The following is a 24,770-nucleotide window of genomic DNA, read 5'->3' as shown; positions in this document are numbered from 1 at the left end:
CCCCATTCAAAACTATTACTCAATGATTTTCCATACATAATCTTCTTCACTAGAAGATATACCTTGTTTAACAGGTTCATTATTAACTTCTTCTGCCGGTAACATTTCAAAAGAAGGGATAATCGCCCCTTTTTTATTTAGCATTACATATTGTCCATCCCAAACATCATTATCTCTCAAAGTCTCGTCATTTCGAATAGAATGCCACTCTTCTTTATCCTTTGTCACTCTAATTTCGTAAATTTCACTTAATGTTTCATCTATTTTTTCGTGATGTAAAATTGCTTCAATAATTTGTATTACTTTCACATCATTTGGGATCGCAATATCTATTTCTTCATTTGATTGTTTTATGTACGTCACAATAATCTCTTCCACGTATATTCACCTTTCCGTTGTATTCTTACCAAGAAATATCTAAAAACGAAATATCATCGCTCGTCGGTGAGCACTGTGCCCTCTCGATTTTTTGTAAGACTTCCTCAAAGTTATACTGCATAAGCGACATAAGTCCATCTGAATGAATTACAATTCTAGTTACTTCTTCTCTAGATAACTTCTTTGAAAAAATATCCAATTCACCACCAATAATACCATGATGTGTAGACCATCTTTTCCCTACACTTCTCTCAAAATTCAATTCATTTAGGCACTTTTTCTGATTTTGGAACAATTGTACAAAAGAATCGCCATGTGTAACTATTGTTACATCTACTTCGTCTTGATTTGGAATGAGCTCTATTTTCCCAGCAATGAACATAGCTTCACTACCTTTTCTCCTCTTTTCTTCCAATACATCGAGAAGTAACCATGGTGTTTCTTCTGGCAATTGAAATACCCTCACTTCCTCTGCTGCTTCTTCTTTCCACTTTTCCAACTCTTCATTTAATAGAATAGAAATATTCTTTTCCTGCAATGTTTCAAATAAATTTAATAATTTCATACCAAGAAATTTCGCAGCGATTTCACCATGAAAAGACATTCCTACACCATCACATAATGCAAAGGTAATACTAGTCCCATTATCTTGAAATATAAGAAAATCTTGTCCACTCTCATTTAAGTCTTGCGTTTCTTTAGCTCTTACGTAACTATATCGATATGTAAAATTTTCACCTTTCTTCTCTTGTAATACTGTTTCTTTTTCTTGCGACAGGATATACTTCACTATTTTTCTCCCTCCTATCGAACCGGCGTTGCAGCAGACATTTGAAATCCAAGTGATACTAAATCTGCATTTGTACCTGGAAACATCATCACTGCACCATCCCCAATATGAAAACCATACTCAGTCATCATCTCACGATAACTTTGAGGGATAGGAGAGGAAAGTCGTTGCAACTTTGCACCATATTCATCCGTAATTTCTGTATGTGGCATAATCCCTTCCCACTTCTTTATACTAGTAATTTGTTCTTGCATAATTTCATCCGAAATAAAGATATTTTCAATTAGTACATTTCCATCAGGTACAGACATATTCATAATTCTTCGCACAATTAATTCTGGATCTTCGCCAGTTGAAGCACCATCTGTCATATGACAAACAACAGGAGCTGGCCCATCTTGTAAATTCGGTAATTCCTTTTGCAATAACTTCTCCACTACAGAGAAAGCCTTTGCTGTATCAGTTAAGCGATGCGTTTGAATTTTTTCTAGTGGACGTAGTCTTGCTACTTCATCTATTGTTTTCACCCCACCCAAAAGATCAAAAACTTGATCGCTATAAGCTAAAATAGATAACTTATATCTTGGAAGCAATCGACTACCTTTTGTCGAACGAAATACCATTTGGCGAATCGCTAAAGAAAGAGCATCTGTTACAATGTCAATTCTCCTTTTTTCTTCTCCCTCTACATCCATCATTTGATTCATTGATGCGCTTACATCAAGAAGATAGATTATATAAGCTGGTGTTTGTTGTGTTGCTTGAGTTTGATATAACATGTTTCATACCCTTCCATACATTATTATATGAACTTTTTTTATATTCACATTTCATTATAACTTATGAATTTTCTTTTTCTCAATTTATTATAAAATGTTCTCGATATAATTTACATATTTTCACACAAAAAGACATTTTTCTTCTCTTTAACTTATGTTTAAATATACAAAACCCTTCTATATTCATAGAAGGGTTTTAATATTATGGTATAAGACGAGTACAATCTCTCGGAAAAGCACTCGCCTCTCGTACATTTGTTAATTCTAATAGTTTATATACAATCCTTTCTAACCCAATTCCGAAACCTCCATGCGGGGGACAACCGTATCGGAATGTATTTAAATAAGATTGAAATTTCTCTGGGTGTAATCCTTTTTCTTTAAACGAAGCGAGTAACATTTCATAATCATGAATTCGCTGTGCCCCTGACGTTATTTCTAACCCTTTATATAATAAGTCGAATGAATCAGTAATAGCTGGATTCTCTTTATTTTGCATCGTATACATCGGTCTCGCTTCTTTCGGATAATGTGTAATGAAAACAAATTCACTATTATATGTTTCCTTTACATATTTCCCTAGTAACTTTTCACCTTCTGTATCTAAATCCCCTACAGGAGATTCTTTACGATACTTACTTTTCAAAATTTCTTGTGCTTCTAACAATGTAATTTTAGGTATTTCAGTAATAACAGGTACTTCTATTTGTAATAGCTGTAGTTCTATTTCACATTTTTTCGCTACTTGTTGAAACATATATCGTAAAACATCAGTTTCTAGTTGCATCACTTCATAAAAATCATGAATAAAACCAAGTTCTACGTCTAACGATATATATTCATTCAAATGACGGGAAGAGTTATGATGTTCCGCTCTATATACAGGTGCAATTTCAAAAACTCGTTCTAACCCACCCGCTACCATCATTTGTTTGTAGAACTGTGGTGATTGTGCTAAATAAGCTTCTTTTTGGAAGTATGGAAGCTTAAAAACATTTGCTCCTCCTTCTGCCCCTTGCGAAACAATTTTCGGCGTAAATATACGTGTGAAATCGTTCTCTATAAGAAATTCACTAAAGCTCTGAACGAGTGTAGATTTCACTTTAAAAATCGCTGCGGTTCGCTCATGTCTTAGTGAGAGTACCCGCTCATTCAATAGTTGATCTAATCCAACTTGTAACTTCTTTTTGTTTATTTCAAATGGAAGTGGTTCTGCACCGTTTATTACTTTCACTTCATGAGCAAGTACTTCAACACCCAATTCTGTTTTCGATGTCTCGACTATCTCACCGATTACATGGACAACACTTTCTACATCAACTTTATATCCGGCCAATTCATTTTCTAATACACATTGAATTACTCCTGTTCTGTCCCGTAATAATAAAAAACTAACATTTCCAAGGTGCCGAATTTTTTTACCCATCCTTGAAGTAATACAACCTTTCCACTTTGCTTTGTACATTCTTTTGTGAGTGAACGCTTCATTATTGAATCCATTATTTTTCCCTCCAGTAATTTTATATTTATTTACGTTATTGTTGTCATCGTCATCATCCACGGTCACTCACCCCCTTTCAAAGAATACAAAAATCCGCCCCTATAAATAGGGACGGATTTTTTTCCGCGGTACCACCCAAATTGTCATACTGACCATCTTAACCCTGATAACGGTAGGTACCGTTTGCTTTTACTAATAATCACGTTCAAAGCAACACTCACAGGTGTCTTTCCATCATGCGGTATCGCAACCTTCCCAGCAACCGGCTGCTCTCTGTAGACCTTTGCATCATGTACTTTTCCTGATCATCACTTTTTATATTTACAGAGTATTCTAACTCTTCTTTTTATAGAATGCAAGCCTTTTTAAAATATATTCTGATTTTTCACATCCACTTTTGTACAATCTCCTCTAAAGCCATGCCACGTGAACCTTTCAGTAAAACAACATCTTTTTTCGTTATAACTTTCAATACTTCCTCTGCTATTTTGGCTTTATTATCAAATGACTTTATTTTTCCTGTATGATAGTTCTTTCTTGCTTCTTCCGCTACAATTTCGGCTAACTCTCCATACGTAAATACATATTGAATGCTCTCCTCATTTAACATTTTACCAATTTCTCTATGATATGTTTCAGCTTTCTTGCCTAACTCCAACATATCCCCAATCACTATAATTTTTTTCTTATAGGCATTTAATTTCTGCAACGTTTCAATTGCAACCTTCATGGAGGAAGGACTGGCATTCCATGCATCGTTAATAATTGTAAAACCTGTTTTAGCGGTTAAAAACTGAAAGCGCATTTGTGTAATGTTTATTTGCTGCAATGCTTCTTGTATTTTTTCTATAGGGACTTTGTAAAATTGACCTACAGCAATTCCGACAATCGTATTAAAAATATTATGTTTTCCATGTAAGGGAACATCGTACTGTATTTTTGAATGATTTAATTTAAAATGAACACCATATTCATCTAATTGTACGTTCGTTGGAAACAAATCATTTGTATACTTTCCACCAAACGACTTACTTTCTATACCTAGCATATTAATATTTTGAGAAAGTAATGGCTCATCACCATTATATAAGAACAGTCCACCGTCATTTAATCCGTCTACAATTTCAAATTTAGCCTTCGCAATCTCTTCTCTTGATCCAAGCGTTTCTAAGTGTGACTGTCCAATCATTGTAATGATCGCTACATCTGGCTGTGCTATTTGTGCTAAGTTTCGAATTTGTCCCGTTTCGCTCATTCCCATTTCAAGTATTAAAAACTCTGTATCCTGTTTCATTTCTAAAATCGTTAGTGGTAAACCAATTTGACTATTTAAATTTCCCTTCGTTTTATGCACACGATAAGTTGTACTTAATATCGTGCTTATTATATCTTTTACCATTGTCTTTCCATTACTACCAGTAATTCCGATAACTTTCACATTACTTGTCTTTCGGTAATATCGCGCTATTTTTTGCAGTGCAAGTAATGTGTCATCTACAAAAATAATCGGTATTCCTTTTGGAGGATCACCGTAAGACTTTTTCCATAAAGAAGCAGCCGCACCTTTTTCCATCGCTTCTTTTACATAATCGTGTCCATCTTTCACCCTAATAATCGGAACAAACAAATTCCCTTTCGTAATTTTTTTAGAATCAATACAGACGCCTTGCATCTCTATATAATGAAATGATTCTTGTAATCCTTCACCATTTACTATCTCTTCCAATTTATTTAATTGTATTTGAATCAAATTGTCACCCTTTTCCATTTTATTACATAAAAGTTGTATTTTTCACGCATATTAATAAAAAATTTTATAGCGAGGTGTGTATATGCAAAAAGCAATTAGTTTCTTTTTCCTATTGTTTTGCCTAATTGTAGTAAACGAAACATACGCCTATTCACCAAAATCTTTACCAATCTCTCAAAACTCTGATCAATGGCAAGTGAATATTGATAAACCGAAAAAAACAAACAAGAATATGCTTCAAGCTAAAAAAGATGAATTTCAAACATATCATTTTTCAGTAAAGAATGTTGGGAATAGTGAGGTATATAACGTAAACGTCGAAGTATTCCGCAACGAACCAAATAAGAAAACGAAATATGAACTGTTTTCCCTAAAGGAAAGTCGTTTAGCAAGTGGAAAAACTGGATTTGAACACGCTAATTTACCTGTTGCTACAAAAGCGGATGAGGTTGATGTTATTATTACATGGCAAGAACACCCATTCCGATCTATGCGAAATGGTCAAAAAGTTGAATCTAGAAAATTTAAAGAGCATTTTGTTTTTAAAGAAGCTAAAAAGTAAATGGGATCCGGATATATTCACACTAACATTGATATAGCTTTATTTACTAGTACCAGTTCGTAAGCAAATTAAAAAGTCGTGGCTTAATGCCACGACTTTTTATATTAATTCGTACTAATGCCTCTCGCTGCCCAAATGCGATCGATATCAGCAGCATGTTGTCCGCCATATAAAAGAGCATCCGCTTGCTTAATCGCTTTTGCTCCATCACTGAATTTAGAGTTTGGTGTTAATGACCAGTGTGATTGTAAAATGATTTTCGTTGCTACATCACGGCCAAAAGCTTGTGCCATTTCGTATTGACCTTGAGCCCAAATTTCACCATCATCATGCACTTCATTCGTTATATCTTTCGGATATACTTTATTCGTATCTAATCGGCGTAAGCATGTTGGATCTGAACTAGAATAAGCTGTCGCATCCCATTCTCCAACACATGCTTTACCATATCCAGTAGTCGATACTGCATCTTCATATGTAGCACCTAAGAAGTCGCCAAATCCTTCTCCCATCGCTCCACCTTCTGCTGAACTACCAAAGCCAGGAACTTGGTTATCTTGAATCGAATGCCCATATTCATGTGCGATAATACCAGCATCTTCTGCATCATCAACACCGCCAGTACCGAAAGTTAAAGCTTTTGTTGATGGAGAATAGAATGAGTTATCATCAGTTGTACCATTAACATTCACTTTTATCGAACGGTTATTAATATTTTTAAAACCTAGACTTTGAATGTAACGTTGCAATGTGTCGATATGATAGTACGACATAACATCTTCAAAGCTATCATTTGCGCGTGTATAGTTAAATTGTAAATTCGTAGATTTTGTTTTCGCTTTTGAAGAAATCGTTACATATTCTCCAATTAAAAATCCTGTTCCATCTAAACCTTTTAACGTAACAGTTTTCAGTTGGTTCGTTAGAGCTGTTGAATCTGCATCGTTATTATCTTTTAAGCCTACTTTACTACCGCTAGATACGACTGGGTTAGGTAAAAATACTTTTCCTGACCCTTCAGCTTTTCGATTTATATCAACCTTTTTAATTAACTTTCCATTTTCTGCATCAATAAATGTTTCCCATGCACCAAATGGATTATTAGAATGGACTACAACTTTATATACTGGACGAGCAATTCCTTCTTCAACAATATATCCGAACTCTTTATCTGTAGGAGCCCATAAATTTTGCTCACTTGCTTCTCCAACATACGCCATTGATTTTTGTATTGCATCTTTTTCACTAATTTTTGTCGTTACTTCCTTCACACCTGTAACAGGCTGATAATCAGAAACAGCGAGTACTCCCTTTCCCTCTCCGTTAAGCGTAACTGTTATTTGTTTTGAAAATACAGGTGCACCATTAACAACTTGTTGGAACCTAACATATGAAGCTACTGACGTTTCTGTTGTAGAAATATATTGCAAGTCTGAAAGGTCTGTTTTCAATCCATACTGCGCAGCATTTTCTTTTAAATATTCAGTTGCTTTTTTCTGTGGCGAATAAGCTTCTAACTTTACTTGCTGTTGTTTTTCCAATGCCGAAACCGTAGAAATCGTCCCCATTACTAACGGTACAGTCATTGCCATTGCCACCATTTTTTTATTAAACATAGAACCACTCCCCCTAATAAAGTAGCTCAACCTTATCCCATTACCACTCGGCAATCATTCCCCACAAAATGGGGGGATAAAAATTGAATCTACGAGTAATTCTCTATGGACACTTCTATTACCTTTCCATTTAGGGTAAGTGAAATTTTCTCAATATTTATGTGTAAAGTGAACACAATATTTTAGAAATATATTTCTAAAGCAATTCCTTAACTCTTAAACTTTTTAAATGACTTTGTAAAAAACAGGCCACTTTTTTACCTAACGGTAGGTTGAAAAAAATATTAATGAATGATACGATTTATATAACCTTTTTTTAGGAGGCTTTATTATGAGCAAAAGTGCAGAAACACTCTCTTCAATTATGGAAGCAAGCTATCGACTGTTTGCCGGACATGGTATTACCAAAACGACTTATTCAATGATTGCTGAAGAAGTCGGAATTGCTAAACCGTCCATTTATTATTACTTTAAATCTAAAGATGCATTAATCGAATGTATTTTCACAGAATTATGTGCTGCGATGCAGTTTTCTTCCTTCTTCCATACAGAAGAGTTTACGAAAGAAAATTTTATTGAGAAATGCATTGAAATTGGATTCAAAATAATTGATGAACAGCAGAACGATCCTTATTTTAATCGTGTGTTGCAAGAATATGTATTACTATCTTCAAGAAATGATATGTACAAAGATCGATTACTAACTGTGCAAACAGAATATTTACAAGGATTTGAATCCCTCCTTACAAAAGCAAATGAGCTTCAATTGATTGAAAATAAAAATCTAGTTTCAAAAGCTCATATGTTAGCATTAGTGCTTGATAATGTCGGGAATTTTATGATGTTACATGTGGATATAGATTATAGACAAATATGGATGGAAGCTGTAAACAGTATTTTTGAAAGAAGGGATTGAATTGAATACTAAAAAACGAATTATCGGCTTAGACTTTGCTAGGGCCTTGGCGATGTTTGGTATGCTGCTTGTTAATTTTATGGTTATAACAGGTGCAGAAGGAAATGGTCCCCCATTTTTAATAACCTTCATGTCACTTTTTGAAGGTAGAGCTTCTGCCTTGTTTGTTATACTTGCTGGAATGGGCATATCTTTAATGACTAGATCCTCTGTTGCTAGAAATGAAAAAATAAAAATTTCTAATAGCCGAAAGATCATATGGAAACGGGCACTATTCTTATTTATTTTAGGATTACTTTTATACGTAATGGAGTGGACTGGGGATATATTACACTACTATGGTGTTTACCTTTTCGTTGCTGCCTTACTCATTACAGTCCGAAAAAAAGCATTACTCTTCTTATCTATTATTATCCTACTCTTGGCACAATCTCTTCAGCTTACTTTCAATGCTTTCGAAGGTTGGGGAGGCCCTACTCCATTTATAAACTATGTAGACTTCTGGACAGTTAACGGTTTTCTTCGCAATTTATTCTTTAATGGTTATCACCCTTTTTTCCCATGGTTTTCATTCTTCTTAATCGGTATGATAATTGGCAGATTAGATCTTCATAATAAAAAGATTAGAGATAGGTTGCTCTTGCTCGGTATTACATTCACCATACTGATAGAACTTTTATCAAAAGGGCTCACGTACTACTTCATTCCACACATTAGCAAAGCAACTGCTACATTTTTGTTTAATACAGGACCCATTTTACCAAATGTATTGTACATTTTATCTGCAACAGGATCTGCTATTGCTATATTAATACTTTGCCTCTATATCACTGAAAAATATGAAAATAATTGGTTTGTTACTTCCATTATACAAACAGGTCAATTAACATTAACTCATTATGTAAGTCATGTATTTATCGGGATTGGGACATTAATTCTATTCAATAGAATGGAACATCAAACACTACTTTTCGTTTTATTATTTGCTACTATATTTTTCATTTTCAGTATTTTGTTTAGCGTATTATGGAGAAAGAAATTTTCTAGAGGACCTATCGAATGGATTATGAGGAAATTAGCTAGTTAATTTACCTCCATACGAAAAAGGAAGTTGGAATCATTCCAACTTCCTTTTTTCTTTAATTAGCTGCACTTAATTTAATTCTAAGTTTTGTTTCACCTAAAGAAAGTTCATCGTCTTCGTTCGTTAAGTGACCAAATGTAAATTGTTTAACGAGTAAGTTTTCTTCCAATAAATCTTTATGGTTCGTTAACGTTCGTTGTAGCTCTACTTCTGTATCAAGAATAACATCGACTCGTAAATTAACTGGTAAATTCAACTGTTTACGATATTCTTGAACCGCACGAATGAATTCACGCGCTACTCCTTCTTGTAACAATTCTTCCGTTACATTCGTATCTAACATAACCGTATATTGTCCGTTAGTCGTGTTAGAGAATCCTGATTTTGCAACTTTCTCAACTAACACATCTTCAGCAGTTACAACTACTTCTTCTCCTGGTGTTGCTTCGTAAACTGCTCTTTCTGTTGATACAAAGTTTTGTACTTCTTCTTGTGATAATTGTTTTAGCCAACCATTCACTGCATTCACATTTTTACCGAATTTCGGCCCCGCTGTTTTAAAATTAAGCTTCAATTGATATGATGTGTATTTTGTTTCATCGAGTTCAACATGGAACGCTTTTACATTTAACTCATCCATAACGATATCACGATAAGATTCCCAATCCATATCATTCTCGTTATGCTCAAGTAATACAAGTTCTGCTAGCGGCTGTTTTACTTTTAAAGAATGCTGATTACGGTTACTTCTTCCAAGTTCAACAACTTGTAAAACAGCATCCATTTCCGCTTCTAATTTCGGCTGAAGTAGTGATTCATTTACAACTGGATAATCAGCTAAATGAACGCTACTTCCTTCTAAATTAAGATGAATGTCTTCCGCGACAAACGGTGTGAATGGTGCAATTAATTTACTAATTGTTACAAGTACTTCATGAAGTGTCTCATACGCAGCAGCTTTTTCAGCGTTCATACCAGATTCCCAGAAACGATTACGTGAGCGTCTTACATACCAGTTACTCACTTCATCTACAAGTACTGCAATTTCACGAGCTGCATTCGTAAATTGATAATCATCAAGTGCTGTTCTCACTTTTTTCGTTGTACTATGCAATCTTGATAATACCCATTCGTCTAATTTTGTAAGCTTTACATCATACGTTTCTTTCGGATTATACTCATCTAAATTTGCATATAAAACGTAGAAGCTATACACATTGACTAATGTATCTACAAATTTAGATTTCGCTTCCAGTACGGTTCTTTCAGAAAAACGCTTCGCATTCCACGGAGCACTATCAACAAGTAAAGCCCATCTTAGCGCATCTGCACCAAACTTATCTACTAAATCAACTGGATCTAGTGCATTCCCTTTACTTTTAGACATTTTCTGCCCTTCTTCATCTAAAACATGCCCTAGTGATAACACTCGTTTATACGGTACTTTTCCTGTATACAGTGCTGAGACTGCTAATAAACTATAAAACCAGCCGCGTGTTTGATCAATTCCCTCTGCAATAACATCAGCTGGAAACTGCTCTTCAAATAACTCTTTATTTTCAAATGGGTAATGATATTGTGCAAATGGCATGGAACCACTATCAAACCAAACATCAATTACTTCTGGTGTACGATTCATTGTGCCTCCGCATTTTTCGCAGCAGACTTGAACTTCATCTACATACGGCTTATGCAATTCTAAATCTTCCGGTGTTTCTTTCGTACTATGCTTTCTTAATTTGGCAATGCTTTTCGGCGCAAACTGATGATCACAACTTTCACATTCCCATACGTTTAATGGCGTTCCCCAATATCTATTTCGGCTAATATTCCAGTCCACCATATTTTCTAAAAACTTACCAAAGCGTCCATGTTTCATATGATCCGGATACCAAGTAACTGAATCATTATTTTGTAAAAATGTATCTTTAATTGCAGTTGTTCGGATTAACCAACTTTCTCCTGCATAATAAAGAAGTGGTGAATCACAACGCCAGCAATGTGGATAGCTATGTTCATATTTTTCTTTATGATATAGTAAACCTTCTTTCGCTAAATAACGAACAATGTCAACGTCACAATCTTTTACAAATTTACCTTTCAAAAATGGTACCGCTTCTGTATACTCACCTTTTTCATCTACAACGTGCAAGAATGACAATCCTTCACTTTGAACAACTCTATAATCGTCCTCTCCATATGCTGGAGCAATATGAACAAGTCCTGTACCACTATCTGCCGTTACAAACTCTGCTGCGATAACGCGGTAACCATTTGTAACTTCTTTCATCGGAAATGGCGCTGTATAAGATGTGTTTAATAATTCTTCGCCTTTATGAACAGATAATACTTCATAGTTTTCTTTTAATACTTCTTGTACACGTTCTTTCGCAACAATGTATACATGACCTTCTTGTTTTGCTTTAACATATTCCATATTTGGATGTACAGCAAGCGCTACGTTTGCTGGAAGTGTCCAAGGCGTTGTTGTCCAGCCTAAGAAATACTCATTTTCACTATCTTTCACTTTAAACTTCACAGTTGCACTTAAATCTTTTACTGTTTTATACCCTTGTGCAACCTCATGTGAGCTCAATGAGGTTTGGCAGCTTGGACAGTATGGTGAAACTCTATGTCCTTTATATAACAATCCTTTTTCATGGATTGTCCCCAAAATATGCCATACACTTTCGATATATGGATTCTTTAAAGTTACATATGGATCATCCATATCTACCCAATAACCAATACTTTCAGTGAATTCACGCCACTGCTTTTCATATGTGAAAACACTCTCTTTACACTTTTGAATAAATGGTTCAATGCCATATTCTTCGATCTCATGTTTACCAGAAATACCAAGTTGCTTCTCAACACCTAGTTCTACAGGTAAACCATGTGTATCCCATCCTGCTTTTCTTACTACTTTATAACCAGCCATCGTTTTATATCTTGCTACTAAATCTTTAATTGCCCGACCAAGTGCATGGCCGACGTGTGGTAAACCGTTCGCCGTTGGTGGTCCTTCATAAAACACAAACGATTGCGCGCCTTCTCGATTCTGAATTGATTGTTCAAAAATGCTTTGTTCGTTCCACTGCTTACGAATACGTGTTTCTCTCCCTACAGCTGACTCTTTTACATCTACTTTCTTCATCTACAATCACTCCTTTGAATGTTTTAAAAGCACACAAAAAACCCGTCCCTATGAAGTAGGGACGGGTTTACCCGCGTTACCACCCTAATTCTATTAGCTTTTTCACTAATAGCGCTTAGCAACGTACTATCATACGTGTTCTTTGTAACGGTAGACATCCGTCCGGGCTTACTCACTTTCAGCCTCGGCTCCTCGGAGATGATTTTCAAATAACGTCTGCCCACCGGCTTTCAGCAATATACCGGCTCTCTGGAGAACAGTTCACTATTTTACTCTTTCTCGTCTTCAGATTTGTATACTTTGTTAAAAGTTATTTTATGCCATTTGACAACTAATTGTCAACTAATTCAAAATATATCCTTATCTTTTCCCCTATTCTTATACAATTACTTTTCAAATTCTCGCAATGCTGCTAAATTTTCATCATCCTCAATAAGTTCAGCAAAGAATCCCGATTCATCCTCACGAAGGACAATTTCAAGCTCTTTCTTCGCCTCTTCATTTCTATTTAACTGTGCTAAATAACAAGCACGATCATATCTTGCTAACAAATCACTTGCATCCATTGTTAATACTTCATTTGCTATTTTTTCTGCCTTTAGTGTTTGGCCGGCACCATGATATGAAGACGCTAAAGAAAGGAGAATTGCTGTTTCATTTGGATGATGTATAGAAGCATTTTCTAATACATGAATTGCCTCTTCAAACCTTTCTTGACTTTGATACATTTCTCCTAAAGCAAGAAATGCTCTACTTACGAACGGTGTTTGCTCCGTTAATTGTAAGGTCATCTTTTCTGCTTTTCTTTCTTCCCCTGCTTTAAAGAATACTTGTGCTTGCAGAAGAAGTGTATCATAATCATCTGGTAGTTCTCGAACCATTTGCTTCGTTAATTCCAAAGCATCTCTTAACATATCTTCTTCCTCGCACTCAACGAAAAGATTTACAAGTTGCTTCGCTACTTCATAATCCCATCTATTTTCTAGTGACGTGTGCAGAATCTCTATTGCTTCTTTATTCATCTCTAAATTCTCATAAAATAGCGCAAATCGCTGTGCTGCCATACTATTTTTCGGATTTAACTTTAAAGAGATTTCATATAAATCAATTATCATAGTAACCATTGAAATTTCTTTCGCACGATTTTTCATACGATAAAAAGCTCTCGTAATGATAGATCGTTTCGGCTGTTCATGCAGCTGGCGTTCAATCCATATTTCCGTAACCGCAGCTGCAGCATACATGAATGCTGTACTTCTTTCTGCTTTTTTCACCTTTAACGTATGAAGAAAATCTCGTATGTTAGACAATTTTTTATGTTGCTCTACTGCTTTTACATAAACATCAAATATACGTTCATTATCAAAATCTTTTTGTATTACTTTCATTGCAACTTCAATTGCTTTTACATTTCTTTTTTTCACTAATACTTTTGCATAATGATATAGAACTTCTATATGCTCACCATCTAATTGTAGCGCGTATTCAATCTGTGCTTGTTCTTTATCTATTTCATTCATCGCTCCGTACACATATGCAATCGCATCTAAACGCCATATTTCAGGTACTTCTTCCTCTAATTGTTCTAGTTCAGTCAGCAATTCTTCCTGAAGATTCATATCTACTGAAAGCTGTGCCAAATATTCCATATTAATATGCAACGGCTCTTCCTTCATCGCCTGAACCATATGACTTTGTTCTTTAGAACGGTTTTCTTCTTTTTCGTATATTTCCGCAAGCTGTAAATGTACACCTACGAAATTCCCATCAAGCTCTAAACATGTTTCATACGCTTGTTTTGCTTCCGTCAATTGCCCTAATGCCATAAGTGTTTCACCAATTCGGTAATACGGTAATGCCGTTTCCTTTTGTTCTATCGCCTTATTATATCTTTTCATCGCTTGGCCGTACTGTCCAATAGATTCATATAAAATACCTGCATAACAACCGTACTCACTTACTTCATTACTTTCTTTGTGTAACGTTCTTAAAAACGCTATACCTCGTTGTACAAATTCCGTTCCTTTAATTCGATTCACATATTCATCTAACGCACTTGCTACATTATAATCGCTTTTCTTTATACCATTTTCTAACTTAGATAGCGCTACTTTAAACCCTTCTTCATTTCCACCAAGTTCAAGTTCAGCATCCCATAAAACCATTCCTGCATTCATGAGGAAATCTTGGCTCTTTTCAATTTGCTTCTCAAGACCAAGAATGTATTCTTTTGCTTCCTTGTATTGTTCTCTTGCCATATACACTTGTGTAAGTCCGAAGTGAGAATAAACATCCTCATCGTTTTCTTCTAAAGCACGCTTATACAATACTTCTGCTTCTTCCAAGCTATCATTTTGAAAATGATAGTCACCTAATTTTACGTAAAGAGGTGCTTTATCATCACAATTCTCAATACCGTTTAATAAAATTTCTTTCGTACTTTCCTCATCCTTCAAATCAGATTCGTATATTTCCGAAAGTTTCGTATAAATGTAAGGTGCATTACTATCCAAATGAATCGCTACTTTAAGCCCTTTTATTGCTAAATATAATTTTCCTAGTTGATGTGCACATCTCGCTCGTTCATACCATACATGTGCTTCATATTTATACTCTTTTAACAAGTCATTAAAGATTTCATATGCTTCTTCATATCTTTCTAAATCTATTAATATTAAACCGTGATTCGTTAAAGTGAACCTTTCAGGACTGCGCTCTAACGCAACTTGAGAGTATTGCAATGCTTTTTCAGATTGATCAATATACATATAGGATAAAGCGAGAAAACTCCAAGCAATAGGCTGATCTGCGTCTAATTGTAACGATGAACGAAAGCTTGAAATTGCTTCTATATAACTTTCCTGCTCAAAAGCATATCTTCCATTTATCAAATGATATAATGCACGATTATTTTTCTTCTCAACGCTTGTCAGCATTTGCTCCGCTTTCTCTACTTCCTGAAGACGAATAAAACACTGTGCACCATGCAATTTAACAAAGTCCGAGTTCGGAAACTTTTCCATTAACTTATCGATACAATATAAAATAAATTCTTTATCTACTTCAACATCTAAGTGCTTTATCGTATATAGCCACGTATTTGGATTATCGCTCGTTTCTTTTAAAAATTGTACTAAGTTACTAATTCCCTCTTTGTCATGTTCATCTAAATGATCCGTAAGAGAAAAAATAGATTTAAAATAACGATTTTCTTCCTCACTTAGAAACGCTAGTTGCGCCTTCTTTTCTTTCGGAACAAACGTGATTGCTAAACAGCCTGTATAACGATATTTTTCTTGTAATTTACTATATTCTACAAGAACTGGTTCTATAAAGTTTGGATCTTGAACATAGAAAGCTTGCAATGTATCATCATATCCAGATAGAACTTGTACGTGTGAAGCATGCTCAATATCTATACTTAATAAAACAGGAATTCCTTCATCAATCAGTCTCTTATAATTCTCTTCATTCCCTTTAAAATAACGATATTCATAACCTAATTCTTCTAAATAAGAAACAGTATCTGAAAACTTCGATCCTGTCATATCAAAAATAAACTCTGCTATTTCATCTTGTGTACGTGTCTCTCCCCATATACGCAACATCATCTCTAAACTTGTCGGAACACAATAATTATCCTTTTGTACAATAGGAACTATCGGCAAGTGAACCTTTTTTCCATCCGGATTTTTTTCTAAATTATGATATAAAGATTCTTTTAAACTCTTTTCTTTTTTTAATAGCTTTTGTAAATCTGCAAATTTATTCATTTTGTAAAGCGCTTCTGCACGTAAATGTACAAAGTAAGTATTATAGGCATGATATGGCAGCTGAGTATTTATGTTATCTATTACCGCTAACATCTCTTCATATTGCTCTAAATCTAATAAATACTTTACCTTCTCAAAATGAAAATATGGTACTTGTGGGAACTTTACAATCGCATCATCAATTAACTGTATCGCACGTTTTTGTTCTCCTTTATTTGCATACAATTGTGATAATAAATAGGTAGATAACTCTTCACAATCTTCATGCTGCATGCCAGCAATAAATTGTTCTTCCGCTTTCTCCCATTCGCCTGTATGCATATAAACGTAGCCCCATTTATCAAACACTACGCGCGTACTGTACTCCTCTGCTTTTTGCATATACATTAGCGCTTCTTCATTTCTTTTCATTTCTAAAAGACATCGTACTAACGTAAAATATGTTTTCGCTAAAAAATCTGCATCTATTTCTTCTTTATTACTCTCTTCCAAAGTTTCTTTTAACAGCTGCTCTGCTTCAAGAATTTTCCGCTCATCAATTAGCTCATCACAATATAAAGAGAGCGTTCTCATATTTGGGAATTTTTTATAAGCGTAACGAATGAGGAATGAACTGTATTGGTGCATAAGCCCTTCATCAGTAAGGCGAATTAATATATCGAACTCCTTATGCGAAGTAATATTGGCAAGCCAATTCTTCACATAGGATAAAGTATTCGTTTCTTTTATATATGCAATTTCATTATTTATTTCCTGTAATCCATCTACAAATCTCTTGTCTTTTAAACAAGTTTCTAACTGCTTAAAATCTAGCATGCATTCACCTCGAATTTATATTTATACTGCTACTTGCTTAGATTTTACACACCATATAGTATGTATTCAACTAAAATCTCTTATAATGAATGGTATTAATTAATATTATTCAAATTTATAACAAAATATAGTAAAAATGATTGTTTTTCTCCGTATTTTGTTTAATTATATGGAATAACGTAACATGCGGTTTTAATCTTGTAGAAGCTGAAATTAGTACATAAAATTATATCAGCGATAATTCAAATATATCGGCGATTTTCAAATTATATCGACATTAAACGACGATCCTTATATATCATGACTTTTAACATACTATGTCACCAAATGTAATTTTCATATTCGGAGCGTATACTAAAGAAGAATGCACATGAAATATTTTAAAAAATCGTAGTTCAGCTTCATATTGAGCTAGCGCATCATCATATGTTAATCCTCTAGCCATTAAACATTCTACAAATTGTTGCTTATCACCCGGATCACCTGCAATCCCCTCTTCTTTTAATGATTGATACAAATCGTTTTTATCATTGTGATGCATATTTGAATCTAAAAAGTTCACTTTATCGCTTACTCTACATTCAATATTTTTCACACCTAATTCACTTAAATATATCGGTATTTTCATACCAATATTTCCATCTTTTCCACTCCTCTGCGTGTCACTTTCAAATAAATTCTGCAAAATGCCTAGCTGGATAATTTCCGATTGGTTCTCTCCATCCAAAGTGTATGAAGACATATTTGATATCCAATGTGGTTCAAAACAGATTATTTTCCCGCCACTTTTAACTGAATGAGTCATTTTTTGTAGTATCGTTTTTGGTGAACTCATATGTAATAAGAAGGCATGACAAATTGCTATATCGTATGTATCGTTCAATTCAATTTCTATAGCATCTCCCTCCAGAAATTCTGACTCGTACGGAAGTGAACGAAACAACTCTCTCGCTTCAGCTAATAATGTTTCTCCACTATCAATGCCTGTATACTTTGATCCTTCTGGAAGTAAAGGCATTAATAATAAGCCTAAATAACCATATCCACAACCATAATCAACAACATGGACTGGCTCAGAAATCTTCCAAACTGAATTCACTAGAAAACTTACATAATCGCTATTGTAATATAAATCTCTCGTATTTTTTAAATACGCTAGTTTACTGTTCCAATCGTATGTTTCCAACCTCTAACGCCTCCTTTTATATACACCCCTTACAATTCTCCATTTAACAAAACATTCCTACATTTTTAACAATTACCCAAGAAATTGGTTTTAATAAGGTGAGATTACTGCTTACATGACTCCTATACCAAATAAAAAGGCATACATATCTGTAATGATACATACACCTTTTATGCTACATCTCCTCAGGAGCCTCCACCCCAAGTAAACGTAATCCTTCTTTTAATACAACCGTCACAGCATAAACCAATGCGAGTCTGCTGTCTTTTTCTTCACTCTCTTCTAATATACGAACATTACCGTAATATTTATTGAACGATTGTGCTACATCTAATACATATTTCGAAATAATCGATGGCTCATTTTTATTGAAAGCTGCTTCAATTACTTGTGGGAATTTGTTTAGTAATTTTACGACACTCCAGCTATGATCGTCTTTTAAAGCAAACGTACATGTTTCAAATTCTACACTTTCTTTTCTTAAAATAGAGCAAGCACGTGCATGTGTGTACTGTACGTAAGGGCCTGTTTCTCCTTCAAATTTCAGCATGTTTTCTAATGAGAATTCAATATTGTGCATACGCTCATTTTTTAAATCGTGGAAGATGATTGCACCAACACCGACTTGCTTTGCTACTACTTCTTTTTGTTTTAAGTTTGGATTTTTCTCTTCAATATTTTGTTTTGCAAGTTCGATTGCTTCTTCGAGTACTTCTTCAAGTAAAATAACTCTTCCTTTACGTGTCGACATTTTCTTACCATCTTTTAAAATGAAGCCAAACGGTACGTGTTCCATACCATCAACCCAAGTATAGCCAAGTTTTTTTAATACGGTGAAAAATTGATTGAAATGTAAGCTTTGTTCTGGACCAACAACATATAGCGCTTTATCAAACCCATAAGTGTTTTGACGATATAAAGCTGCCGTTAAGTCACGCGTTGCATAAATCGTCGCACCATCTGATTTTCTAATTAAGCAAGGCGGCATTCCTTCTTCTTCTAAATTAACGACTAATGCACCTTCTGATTCTTCAAGCAACTCATTTTCTTCTAAAATCCCAATAAAATCTTCCATTAAATTATTATAAAATGCTTCTCCCTGAAAATTAGTAAATTCTACGCCGAGAAGTTCATAAATGCGCGAAAATTCTTTAAGGGACTCATGACGGAACCAATTCCAAAGCTCTACCGCTTCTTCATCACCTTCTTCTAATTTCTTAAACCAAGCACGTCCTTCTTCTTCTAGTTCTTCGTCGTCTTTTACCTCTTCATGGAATTGGACATATAACTTAAATAGCTCACGTATTGGATCTTCTTTAACTACTGCTTCATTTCCCCATTTTTTATAAGCCGTAATTAACTTTCCAAACTGTGTTCCCCAATCTCCTATATAATTAATCCCTACAACTTCATAGCCACATTTTTCAGCGATATGTTTCAGCGAATTTCCTATCATTGTAGAACGTAAATGCCCCATCGAAAAAGGTTTCGCGATATTAGGAGAGGAATAATCAATTACTACTGTTTTTTCACAGCCAAAGTGGTTTTGACCGAACTCTTCTTTCTCCGCTAAAACTGTTTTTAATACTGCATCACTTACAGTTTCACGATTGAAAAATACATTTACATACGGACCAACGGCTTCTACTTTCGTAAAAAACGGATCATTTAATTTCTCAGCAACTTCCTTTGCGATAAGAGCTGGTGCTTTTTTATATTGCTTCGCTAATGAAAAACATGGGAACGCTGCATCTCCAAATTCATCTTGTTTCGGTGTTTCAATTAAATCTAAAATTTGTTTTTGCGTTAATTCATTCGTGAAAATATTAGATAAACTTTCCGCAAACTGCATTTTATAATCCATGATACAACCTCCTTATTTTTTAAAACACAAAAAACTCGTCTCTAAAAAAGAGACGAGTTTTAACCCGTGGTACCACCCTTGTTGTTCGTTACGAACCACTTTCCCGTTTATAACGAGGACAGGGGGGCCTCGGCTTTCTCTACTATTCGTTCAAGAAGCATCTCCGAAGTGCGCTTCATCTTTTTCTTCCGTACTAGGCTCACACCATCCCTAGCTCGCTTTCCTTCTAAAAAAGACTACTCTCTTCATCACAGACAGTATATTTAATTAATTATTGCTTATTATACATCTTTTCAAACAATTAGCAAGGGTCAATTACACCAAAATGAAACTTAGCACTTTTTCTTTTGTATACATGAAAATTGTGTTTTTCAAATCTAGAACTACGAAAATGATCTTTTAAAACAACACGTTTTCTCGCCACTCGTTTTGCCTCCGCAATTGTTTCGTCAGTAATATCATGATACAAAGCGAAGTGTTTTAATCCTTTAATTCCATCGGATTCTATGACAGTTTCTTCAAACATCGGATCAAGGTAAACGACATCATAACTATTGTCTTCACATTGCGCTAAAAATGAAAAATGCTCCGTTTGCTTTACTTGGATTCTTTGCATTGCTTCATCGATTTCAGAAACAGATGAATACCATGTTTTCAAACCATTTTCCATAATATAAGCCATATATTCATTGCCTTCAAGTCCTGTTACTGTTCCACTTTCACCAACAACATAACTAGCTACAACACTATCTGATGCCATACCAAGCGTACAATCTAACACTCTCATTCCGCTCTCTAATTTAGCAGCTTGTACAAACGGATCGTGCTCTCCACGCATTAACCTTTTCACACGAAACATCGCTGAGTTCGGATGAAAGAAAAATGATTCTTCCGTACCTTTCGGATAAATAGCTAATCGGTTCTTTCCTACGACAAGTACATCTTGTTCATACTGTTCATGCAGCTTATGTACTGGTATGTCATTACGTTTAACGAAAGAAGCATTTAATTCTGCTGCTACCTTGTTTGCATAATCTGTCATTTCTTTGTTCGTTCTTCCTGCTGTTGTTACTATCATTCTTTCACCTCTATATAAAGAAAAGAGGGAGATTTACTCTCCCCCTTCTTTTAGCAATTCTTTTCGAAAGCTTGCTCTAAGTTCGTAATAATTTCGTCCATAGTTGCACCTTCAATTTCATGACGGTGAATGAAGTGAACAACTTCTTTTCCTTTTAATAATGCCATAGATGGTGAAGATGGAGGAATTTCTCCGAAGTATTCACGCATTTTTGCAGTAGCATCTTTATCTTGACCTGCGAATACAGTTACAAGATGATCAGGTTGTTTTTCAGCACGAACAACCGCTTGACCTGCTGATGGACGTGCTAAACCAGCTGCACAACCACAAACAGAGTTTACAACTACTAAAGTTGTACCTAATGTATTTTCCATAAATTCTGTTACAGCTTCTTCTGTAGTTAACTCTTCAAACCCAGAACGCACTAACTCTTGGCGCATTGGGATTACCATTTGGCGCATGTATTCTTCATAAGCATTTGACATCTTGTAATCTCTCCTTCAACTTTCATTCCAAATTCATCATATCACGCTCTATTAATAGGTGCAAAAGAAAGATAACGATGATTTCATTTTTTTGTAGGGATTTCACAAACCCCACCGCGGCAATGTCCCACTGGAACAAGTTTTCTATTATTAGCGATATAATCGTATACTTTACTTCCAAAACCAAGTACGATGGATAGCTTTATAAAAGGAACGGCAAACCAATAAGATGGAACGGCCTTTGCTAATACATCTATGCTCTGAATGCCGTCATACCACTTATTATTTTTAAAAATATACAGTCTTTGTTCCATCTTACTTTGTAGTTCTTGAGAAAGCTTATATTTCTCAACTACATCTTCATTTCGAAATGAAACAAATTTCATCTTACCCTTTTTATCTAATTTTTTCGTACGTTCTGCAACGGCCGTACACATCGGACACCAACTATCATAGAAAACAATCATACATTATTCCCCTTTACGAGACTCCGTCATTTGTTTCCATACAGAACCTTTTGCTTCTTCTCCGCCTTCAATACGCTCTAATGCTAGACGTGCTTGCATCGCTACTTCAAACTCTGGATCATCTTGCGCTGCTTTTAATGCTGGAATCGCACTTTCATCTCCAAGTTCAAATAAGAACATCGCTGCACGCCAGCGTACTAATTTACTTGGATCTTTCAGAGATTTAATCATAACGAACATCGCTGCCGGATCACCTACATCTGATAAACAATCTCCTGCAGTACGACGAACACTTACAGAGCGATCTAACAACGCTTTATATAATAGCGGTAATACTTCATCACCTTTTACCATACCTAAATACGCTGTTGCTAAACGGCGTATTGAAACTTTTTCATCATCTAACGCCATCTTCAACACTGGAATATCTTCTTCAGTAGGATCCATTTGTTCTAATGCTGCAAAACGGTTTTTCCAGTCAGAATCTTTCATCATCTCTTCTGTTACTTTATATGGCTCACGCTTTTGAATCGTTACTTCAACAGCACCTGCTTGATTTAATAATTCTTTAACCGTTTCATTTACACGTTCTTCTGAATAAGCAGCAACAATCTCTTCTACTACTTCTTTCCCGATTTCTTCAAAATTACCGTAACGTGTACTTTGTTCTACCCATTTACGCTCTTTTACAACGTTTGGTGCAGACATTTGTACTTTCATGATTGATTCTTTGAAACGATCTGGTAAGCCAACGCGTTCTTCCGATGTTCCATCTGTTAACTTTACTTGCATTGGAATTGTAAAGAACATTTGAACAAACACTTTCACTTCTCCAAAATGAGACAGTTGTTGTTCTTCACTTTCTTCCACTACTTCTTCGCCAAAAACAGCACGAACTTGTTGTAATAATACTTTCCAGTCATACTTTGCATTTCGCTCGACTGCTAAAAAGTCAGCTACATGATACACACCTTTAATGCCTTCAATTTTCAAAATTTCTTGCACTTGCATTGGTGCTTGTTCTTTATTTTCATTTGTATAATTATTACGCGCTCCTGATGGTAATACTTCATTCAAAATAACTTTCATTGTATTTGGACTTGGCGTCGGTTCAATTGCTTTAATCTTCACGTAAAAAACTCTCCTTTATTGCGTGTTCTTAGCTGTATTGTAACATGTTATCACTCTATACTCCTACTCGGATGCTTAATTTTACTACTTTCTTCCCATTACCATACTATTTCATTCTTTTTACATTTCAAATTAGGAATGAGGTTTTAAAAGCTTTCGTTTCCGATGCTTTTTATTTTTTATCCATTTCTTGAGGTACCGCCAGTATTAAAAAAAAACACACGCTAAGCAAAAAAATATAATAAGCTGTCCATATAGACAGCTTATTTACATATTTTTCGTTCTCGGAAGTTGATCTTGTAGCGCTCTTTCTCGTAATTCACTATGTTTTCCAAAGAAAATATTGAAAGACAAGGCGATGAATACATTTGCAAAATGACAAAACTGTAAGAATACACGAGTATTTGTAAGAAAGTTCGATGTTTTCCTTTTTCTTTTTTTATTATAGTGAAAAAGAAGAACGAAATATTCTCTTATGTAGGAAAGGAAGATAATAATGATTGATTTATTAAATAAATGGATGTTAGAAAGTACAGGAAATTTCAATATCGTTGTAGGACTTACAGCACTTCTATTTTTGGGTTCAGTAATTACACTTATTATTATTTACAAAAAAATTGGTAAACCAGATGAAAGAACAACTCCTATTTATTTTAAAATTATTTCTTGTATGTTTACTACTCAAATTCTAATGAATTGCATATTTATTTCTTTAGTTGGTAAAGATATTGAGAATTTCCGTCAAATCTTTATATTATTTGAAGCCTTTGTATTCTTCGTTGGAGCTATTTATTCGTTTAAATTATATAGACAAGAATTTAAATAATTCACTTGCAAGAAACAATAAAAGGGGGATTCCTTACTCTCAGAAAGGATCCCCTTTTTTATTTTCTATCACTCGATTCTTCTTTTTATACATTCCTATCCTGGCATGGGTTTTACGGTTCTCGATTGTTACTGGATTAGCCGAAAAACGTAATAAAATTTTGTATACTCTTTACTTGTTTTCCAAAAAAAAGCTGGCGGTACTCCTTCTTTAAGTTTATTAAAATACTTTCCACAATTTTTTCCGTAGCTATTACTTAAAATCACCTTTTATTACGATGCCCCCTCCCGCCTTCTCTCCAAAAAGGTAATACTCTCAATCACAACTTCAGTTCTATATATTCTCTTGCCTTGTTCATCATCGTAATTACTCGTCTGAATACGCCCTGTAATCCCAACAAGTGATCCCTTCTTACAATATTCAGTTACATTCTCAGCCGATTTTCGCCAAACGACACAATTAATAAAATCGACTTGTTGTTCACCTAAACTATTTCGAAATCCTCTATTCACCGCAATACATATTCTTGCATAAGCAACGCCTTGTTTTGTGTAGTATAATTCTGGCTCCTTTGTCAATCTACCGATTAATACAACTCGATTCATCATAAG

The 24,770-nt window shown here is 34.8% G+C and carries 18 protein-coding genes, 2 pseudogenes and 3 other annotated features; of the genes and pseudogenes, 4 read left to right on the top strand and 16 right to left on the bottom strand.

The window, feature by feature from the left end; genetic code table 11:
• Positions 1–15: 15 nt before the first annotated feature.
• The 5 genes and pseudogenes from MHH27_RS11015 to MHH27_RS10995 form a co-directional block, all read right to left on the bottom strand.
• Positions 16–378 carry a hypothetical protein gene (locus MHH27_RS11015; RefSeq protein WP_000391135.1) on the bottom strand — a complete coding sequence of 121 codons (363 nt, stop codon included), beginning with the start codon at positions 376–378 and terminating at the stop codon, positions 16–18.
• Between the two features lie 25 nt (positions 379–403).
• Positions 404–1,171, bottom strand: a complete 768-nt coding sequence (locus tag MHH27_RS11010; protein WP_053564633.1) for a hypothetical protein — start codon at positions 1,169–1,171, stop codon at positions 404–406.
• An 11-nt stretch (positions 1,172–1,182) separates the two neighbouring features.
• A complete protein-coding gene (locus MHH27_RS11005) occupies positions 1,183–1,947 on the bottom strand; it encodes a vWA domain-containing protein (protein ID WP_000966848.1) in 765 nt (254 codons plus the stop codon).
• A gap of 202 nt (positions 1,948–2,149) precedes the next feature.
• Positions 2,150–3,447 (bottom strand): annotated as a pseudogene (gene aspS, locus MHH27_RS11000) (aspartate--tRNA(Asn) ligase).
• Between the two features lie 105 nt (positions 3,448–3,552).
• Positions 3,553–3,766 (bottom strand) — a binding site (T-box leader).
• 67 nt (positions 3,767–3,833) lie between these two features.
• Positions 3,834–5,216 carry a UDP-N-acetylmuramoyl-tripeptide--D-alanyl-D-alanine ligase gene (locus MHH27_RS10995; RefSeq protein ID WP_340942519.1) on the bottom strand — a complete coding sequence of 461 codons (1,383 nt, stop codon included), beginning with the start codon at positions 5,214–5,216 and terminating at the stop codon, positions 3,834–3,836.
• A gap of 64 nt (positions 5,217–5,280) precedes the next feature.
• On the opposite strand from MHH27_RS10995, the gene MHH27_RS10990 reads away from it, so the two are divergent.
• A complete protein-coding gene (locus MHH27_RS10990; RefSeq protein ID WP_069605045.1) occupies positions 5,281–5,760 on the top strand; it encodes a hypothetical protein in 480 nt (159 codons plus the stop codon).
• A gap of 104 nt (positions 5,761–5,864) precedes the next feature.
• On the opposite strand, the gene MHH27_RS10985 is transcribed toward MHH27_RS10990, so the two are convergent.
• Positions 5,865–7,376, bottom strand: coding sequence for a M36 family metallopeptidase (locus MHH27_RS10985; RefSeq protein WP_000482274.1), 1,512 nt, complete (start codon positions 7,374–7,376; stop codon positions 5,865–5,867).
• 331 nt (positions 7,377–7,707) lie between these two features.
• On the opposite strand from MHH27_RS10985, the gene MHH27_RS10980 reads away from it, so the two are divergent.
• Entirely contained in the window at positions 7,708–8,292 is a 585-nt protein-coding gene (locus tag MHH27_RS10980) for a TetR/AcrR family transcriptional regulator (protein WP_016512885.1), read from the top strand.
• Position 8,293: 1 nt separating this feature from the next.
• Positions 8,294–9,379, top strand: a complete 1,086-nt coding sequence (locus tag MHH27_RS10975) for a DUF418 domain-containing protein (RefSeq protein WP_142327656.1) — start codon at positions 8,294–8,296, stop codon at positions 9,377–9,379.
• A gap of 52 nt (positions 9,380–9,431) precedes the next feature.
• Here the strand turns inward: MHH27_RS10975 and ileS are convergent, their stop codons facing one another.
• The 9 genes and pseudogenes from ileS to MHH27_RS32010 form a co-directional block, all read right to left on the bottom strand.
• Complete coding sequence (gene ileS, locus MHH27_RS10970) at positions 9,432–12,533, bottom strand: isoleucine--tRNA ligase (protein WP_098451708.1); 3,102 nt, start codon at positions 12,531–12,533, stop codon at positions 9,432–9,434.
• A gap of 54 nt (positions 12,534–12,587) precedes the next feature.
• Positions 12,588–12,828: a binding site (T-box leader), on the bottom strand.
• Positions 12,829–12,919: 91 nt separating this feature from the next.
• Positions 12,920–17,122 carry a bacteriocin-processing peptidase family protein gene (locus MHH27_RS10965; protein WP_151527464.1) on the bottom strand — a complete coding sequence of 1,401 codons (4,203 nt, stop codon included), beginning with the start codon at positions 17,120–17,122 and terminating at the stop codon, positions 12,920–12,922.
• Positions 17,123–17,429: 307 nt separating this feature from the next.
• Positions 17,430–18,308, bottom strand: a complete 879-nt coding sequence (locus MHH27_RS10960; protein WP_340942513.1) for a class I SAM-dependent methyltransferase — start codon at positions 18,306–18,308, stop codon at positions 17,430–17,432.
• Between the two features lie 175 nt (positions 18,309–18,483).
• A complete protein-coding gene (argS, locus tag MHH27_RS10955; RefSeq protein ID WP_340942510.1) occupies positions 18,484–20,172 on the bottom strand; it encodes an arginine--tRNA ligase in 1,689 nt (562 codons plus the stop codon).
• Between the two features lie 45 nt (positions 20,173–20,217).
• Positions 20,218–20,433: a binding site (T-box leader), on the bottom strand.
• 40 nt (positions 20,434–20,473) lie between these two features.
• Positions 20,474–21,250 (bottom strand): class I SAM-dependent methyltransferase, encoded by a 777-nt coding sequence (locus MHH27_RS10950; protein ID WP_340942508.1) that lies wholly within the window; start codon positions 21,248–21,250, stop codon positions 20,474–20,476.
• A 50-nt stretch (positions 21,251–21,300) separates the two neighbouring features.
• The gene (locus MHH27_RS10945) at positions 21,301–21,735 is read right to left on the bottom strand and encodes a BrxA/BrxB family bacilliredoxin (protein ID WP_340942506.1); all 435 of its coding nucleotides are present in this window, start codon (positions 21,733–21,735) and stop codon (positions 21,301–21,303) included.
• Between the two features lie 83 nt (positions 21,736–21,818).
• Positions 21,819–22,202, bottom strand: coding sequence for a thiol-disulfide oxidoreductase DCC family protein (locus tag MHH27_RS10940; protein WP_000634891.1), 384 nt, complete (start codon positions 22,200–22,202; stop codon positions 21,819–21,821).
• A 3-nt stretch (positions 22,203–22,205) separates the two neighbouring features.
• Positions 22,206–23,333, bottom strand: coding sequence for a conserved virulence factor C family protein (locus MHH27_RS10935; RefSeq protein WP_069355503.1), 1,128 nt, complete (start codon positions 23,331–23,333; stop codon positions 22,206–22,208).
• A 282-nt stretch (positions 23,334–23,615) separates the two neighbouring features.
• A pseudogene (locus MHH27_RS32010) lies at positions 23,616–23,690 on the bottom strand (transposase); the annotation flags it as partial.
• Between the two features lie 139 nt (positions 23,691–23,829).
• On the opposite strand from MHH27_RS32010, the gene MHH27_RS10930 reads away from it, so the two are divergent.
• Entirely contained in the window at positions 23,830–24,159 is a 330-nt protein-coding gene (locus tag MHH27_RS10930) for a 6-aminohexanoate hydrolase (protein ID WP_097911860.1), read from the top strand.
• Positions 24,160–24,431: 272 nt separating this feature from the next.
• Here the strand turns inward: MHH27_RS10930 and MHH27_RS10925 are convergent, their stop codons facing one another.
• Positions 24,432–24,767 carry a single-stranded DNA-binding protein gene (locus MHH27_RS10925; RefSeq protein ID WP_000982013.1) on the bottom strand — a complete coding sequence of 112 codons (336 nt, stop codon included), beginning with the start codon at positions 24,765–24,767 and terminating at the stop codon, positions 24,432–24,434.
• Between the last annotated feature and the right edge of the window lie 3 nt (positions 24,768–24,770).

The sequence above is a fragment of the Bacillus sp. FSL L8-0152 genome (genome assembly GCF_038006365.1).
GTDB lineage: Bacteria > Bacillota > Bacilli > Bacillales > Bacillaceae_G > Bacillus_A > Bacillus_A cereus.
The sequence above is the reverse complement of the archived record's forward strand: the minus strand, read 5'-3'. Positions and strand labels throughout refer to the sequence as shown.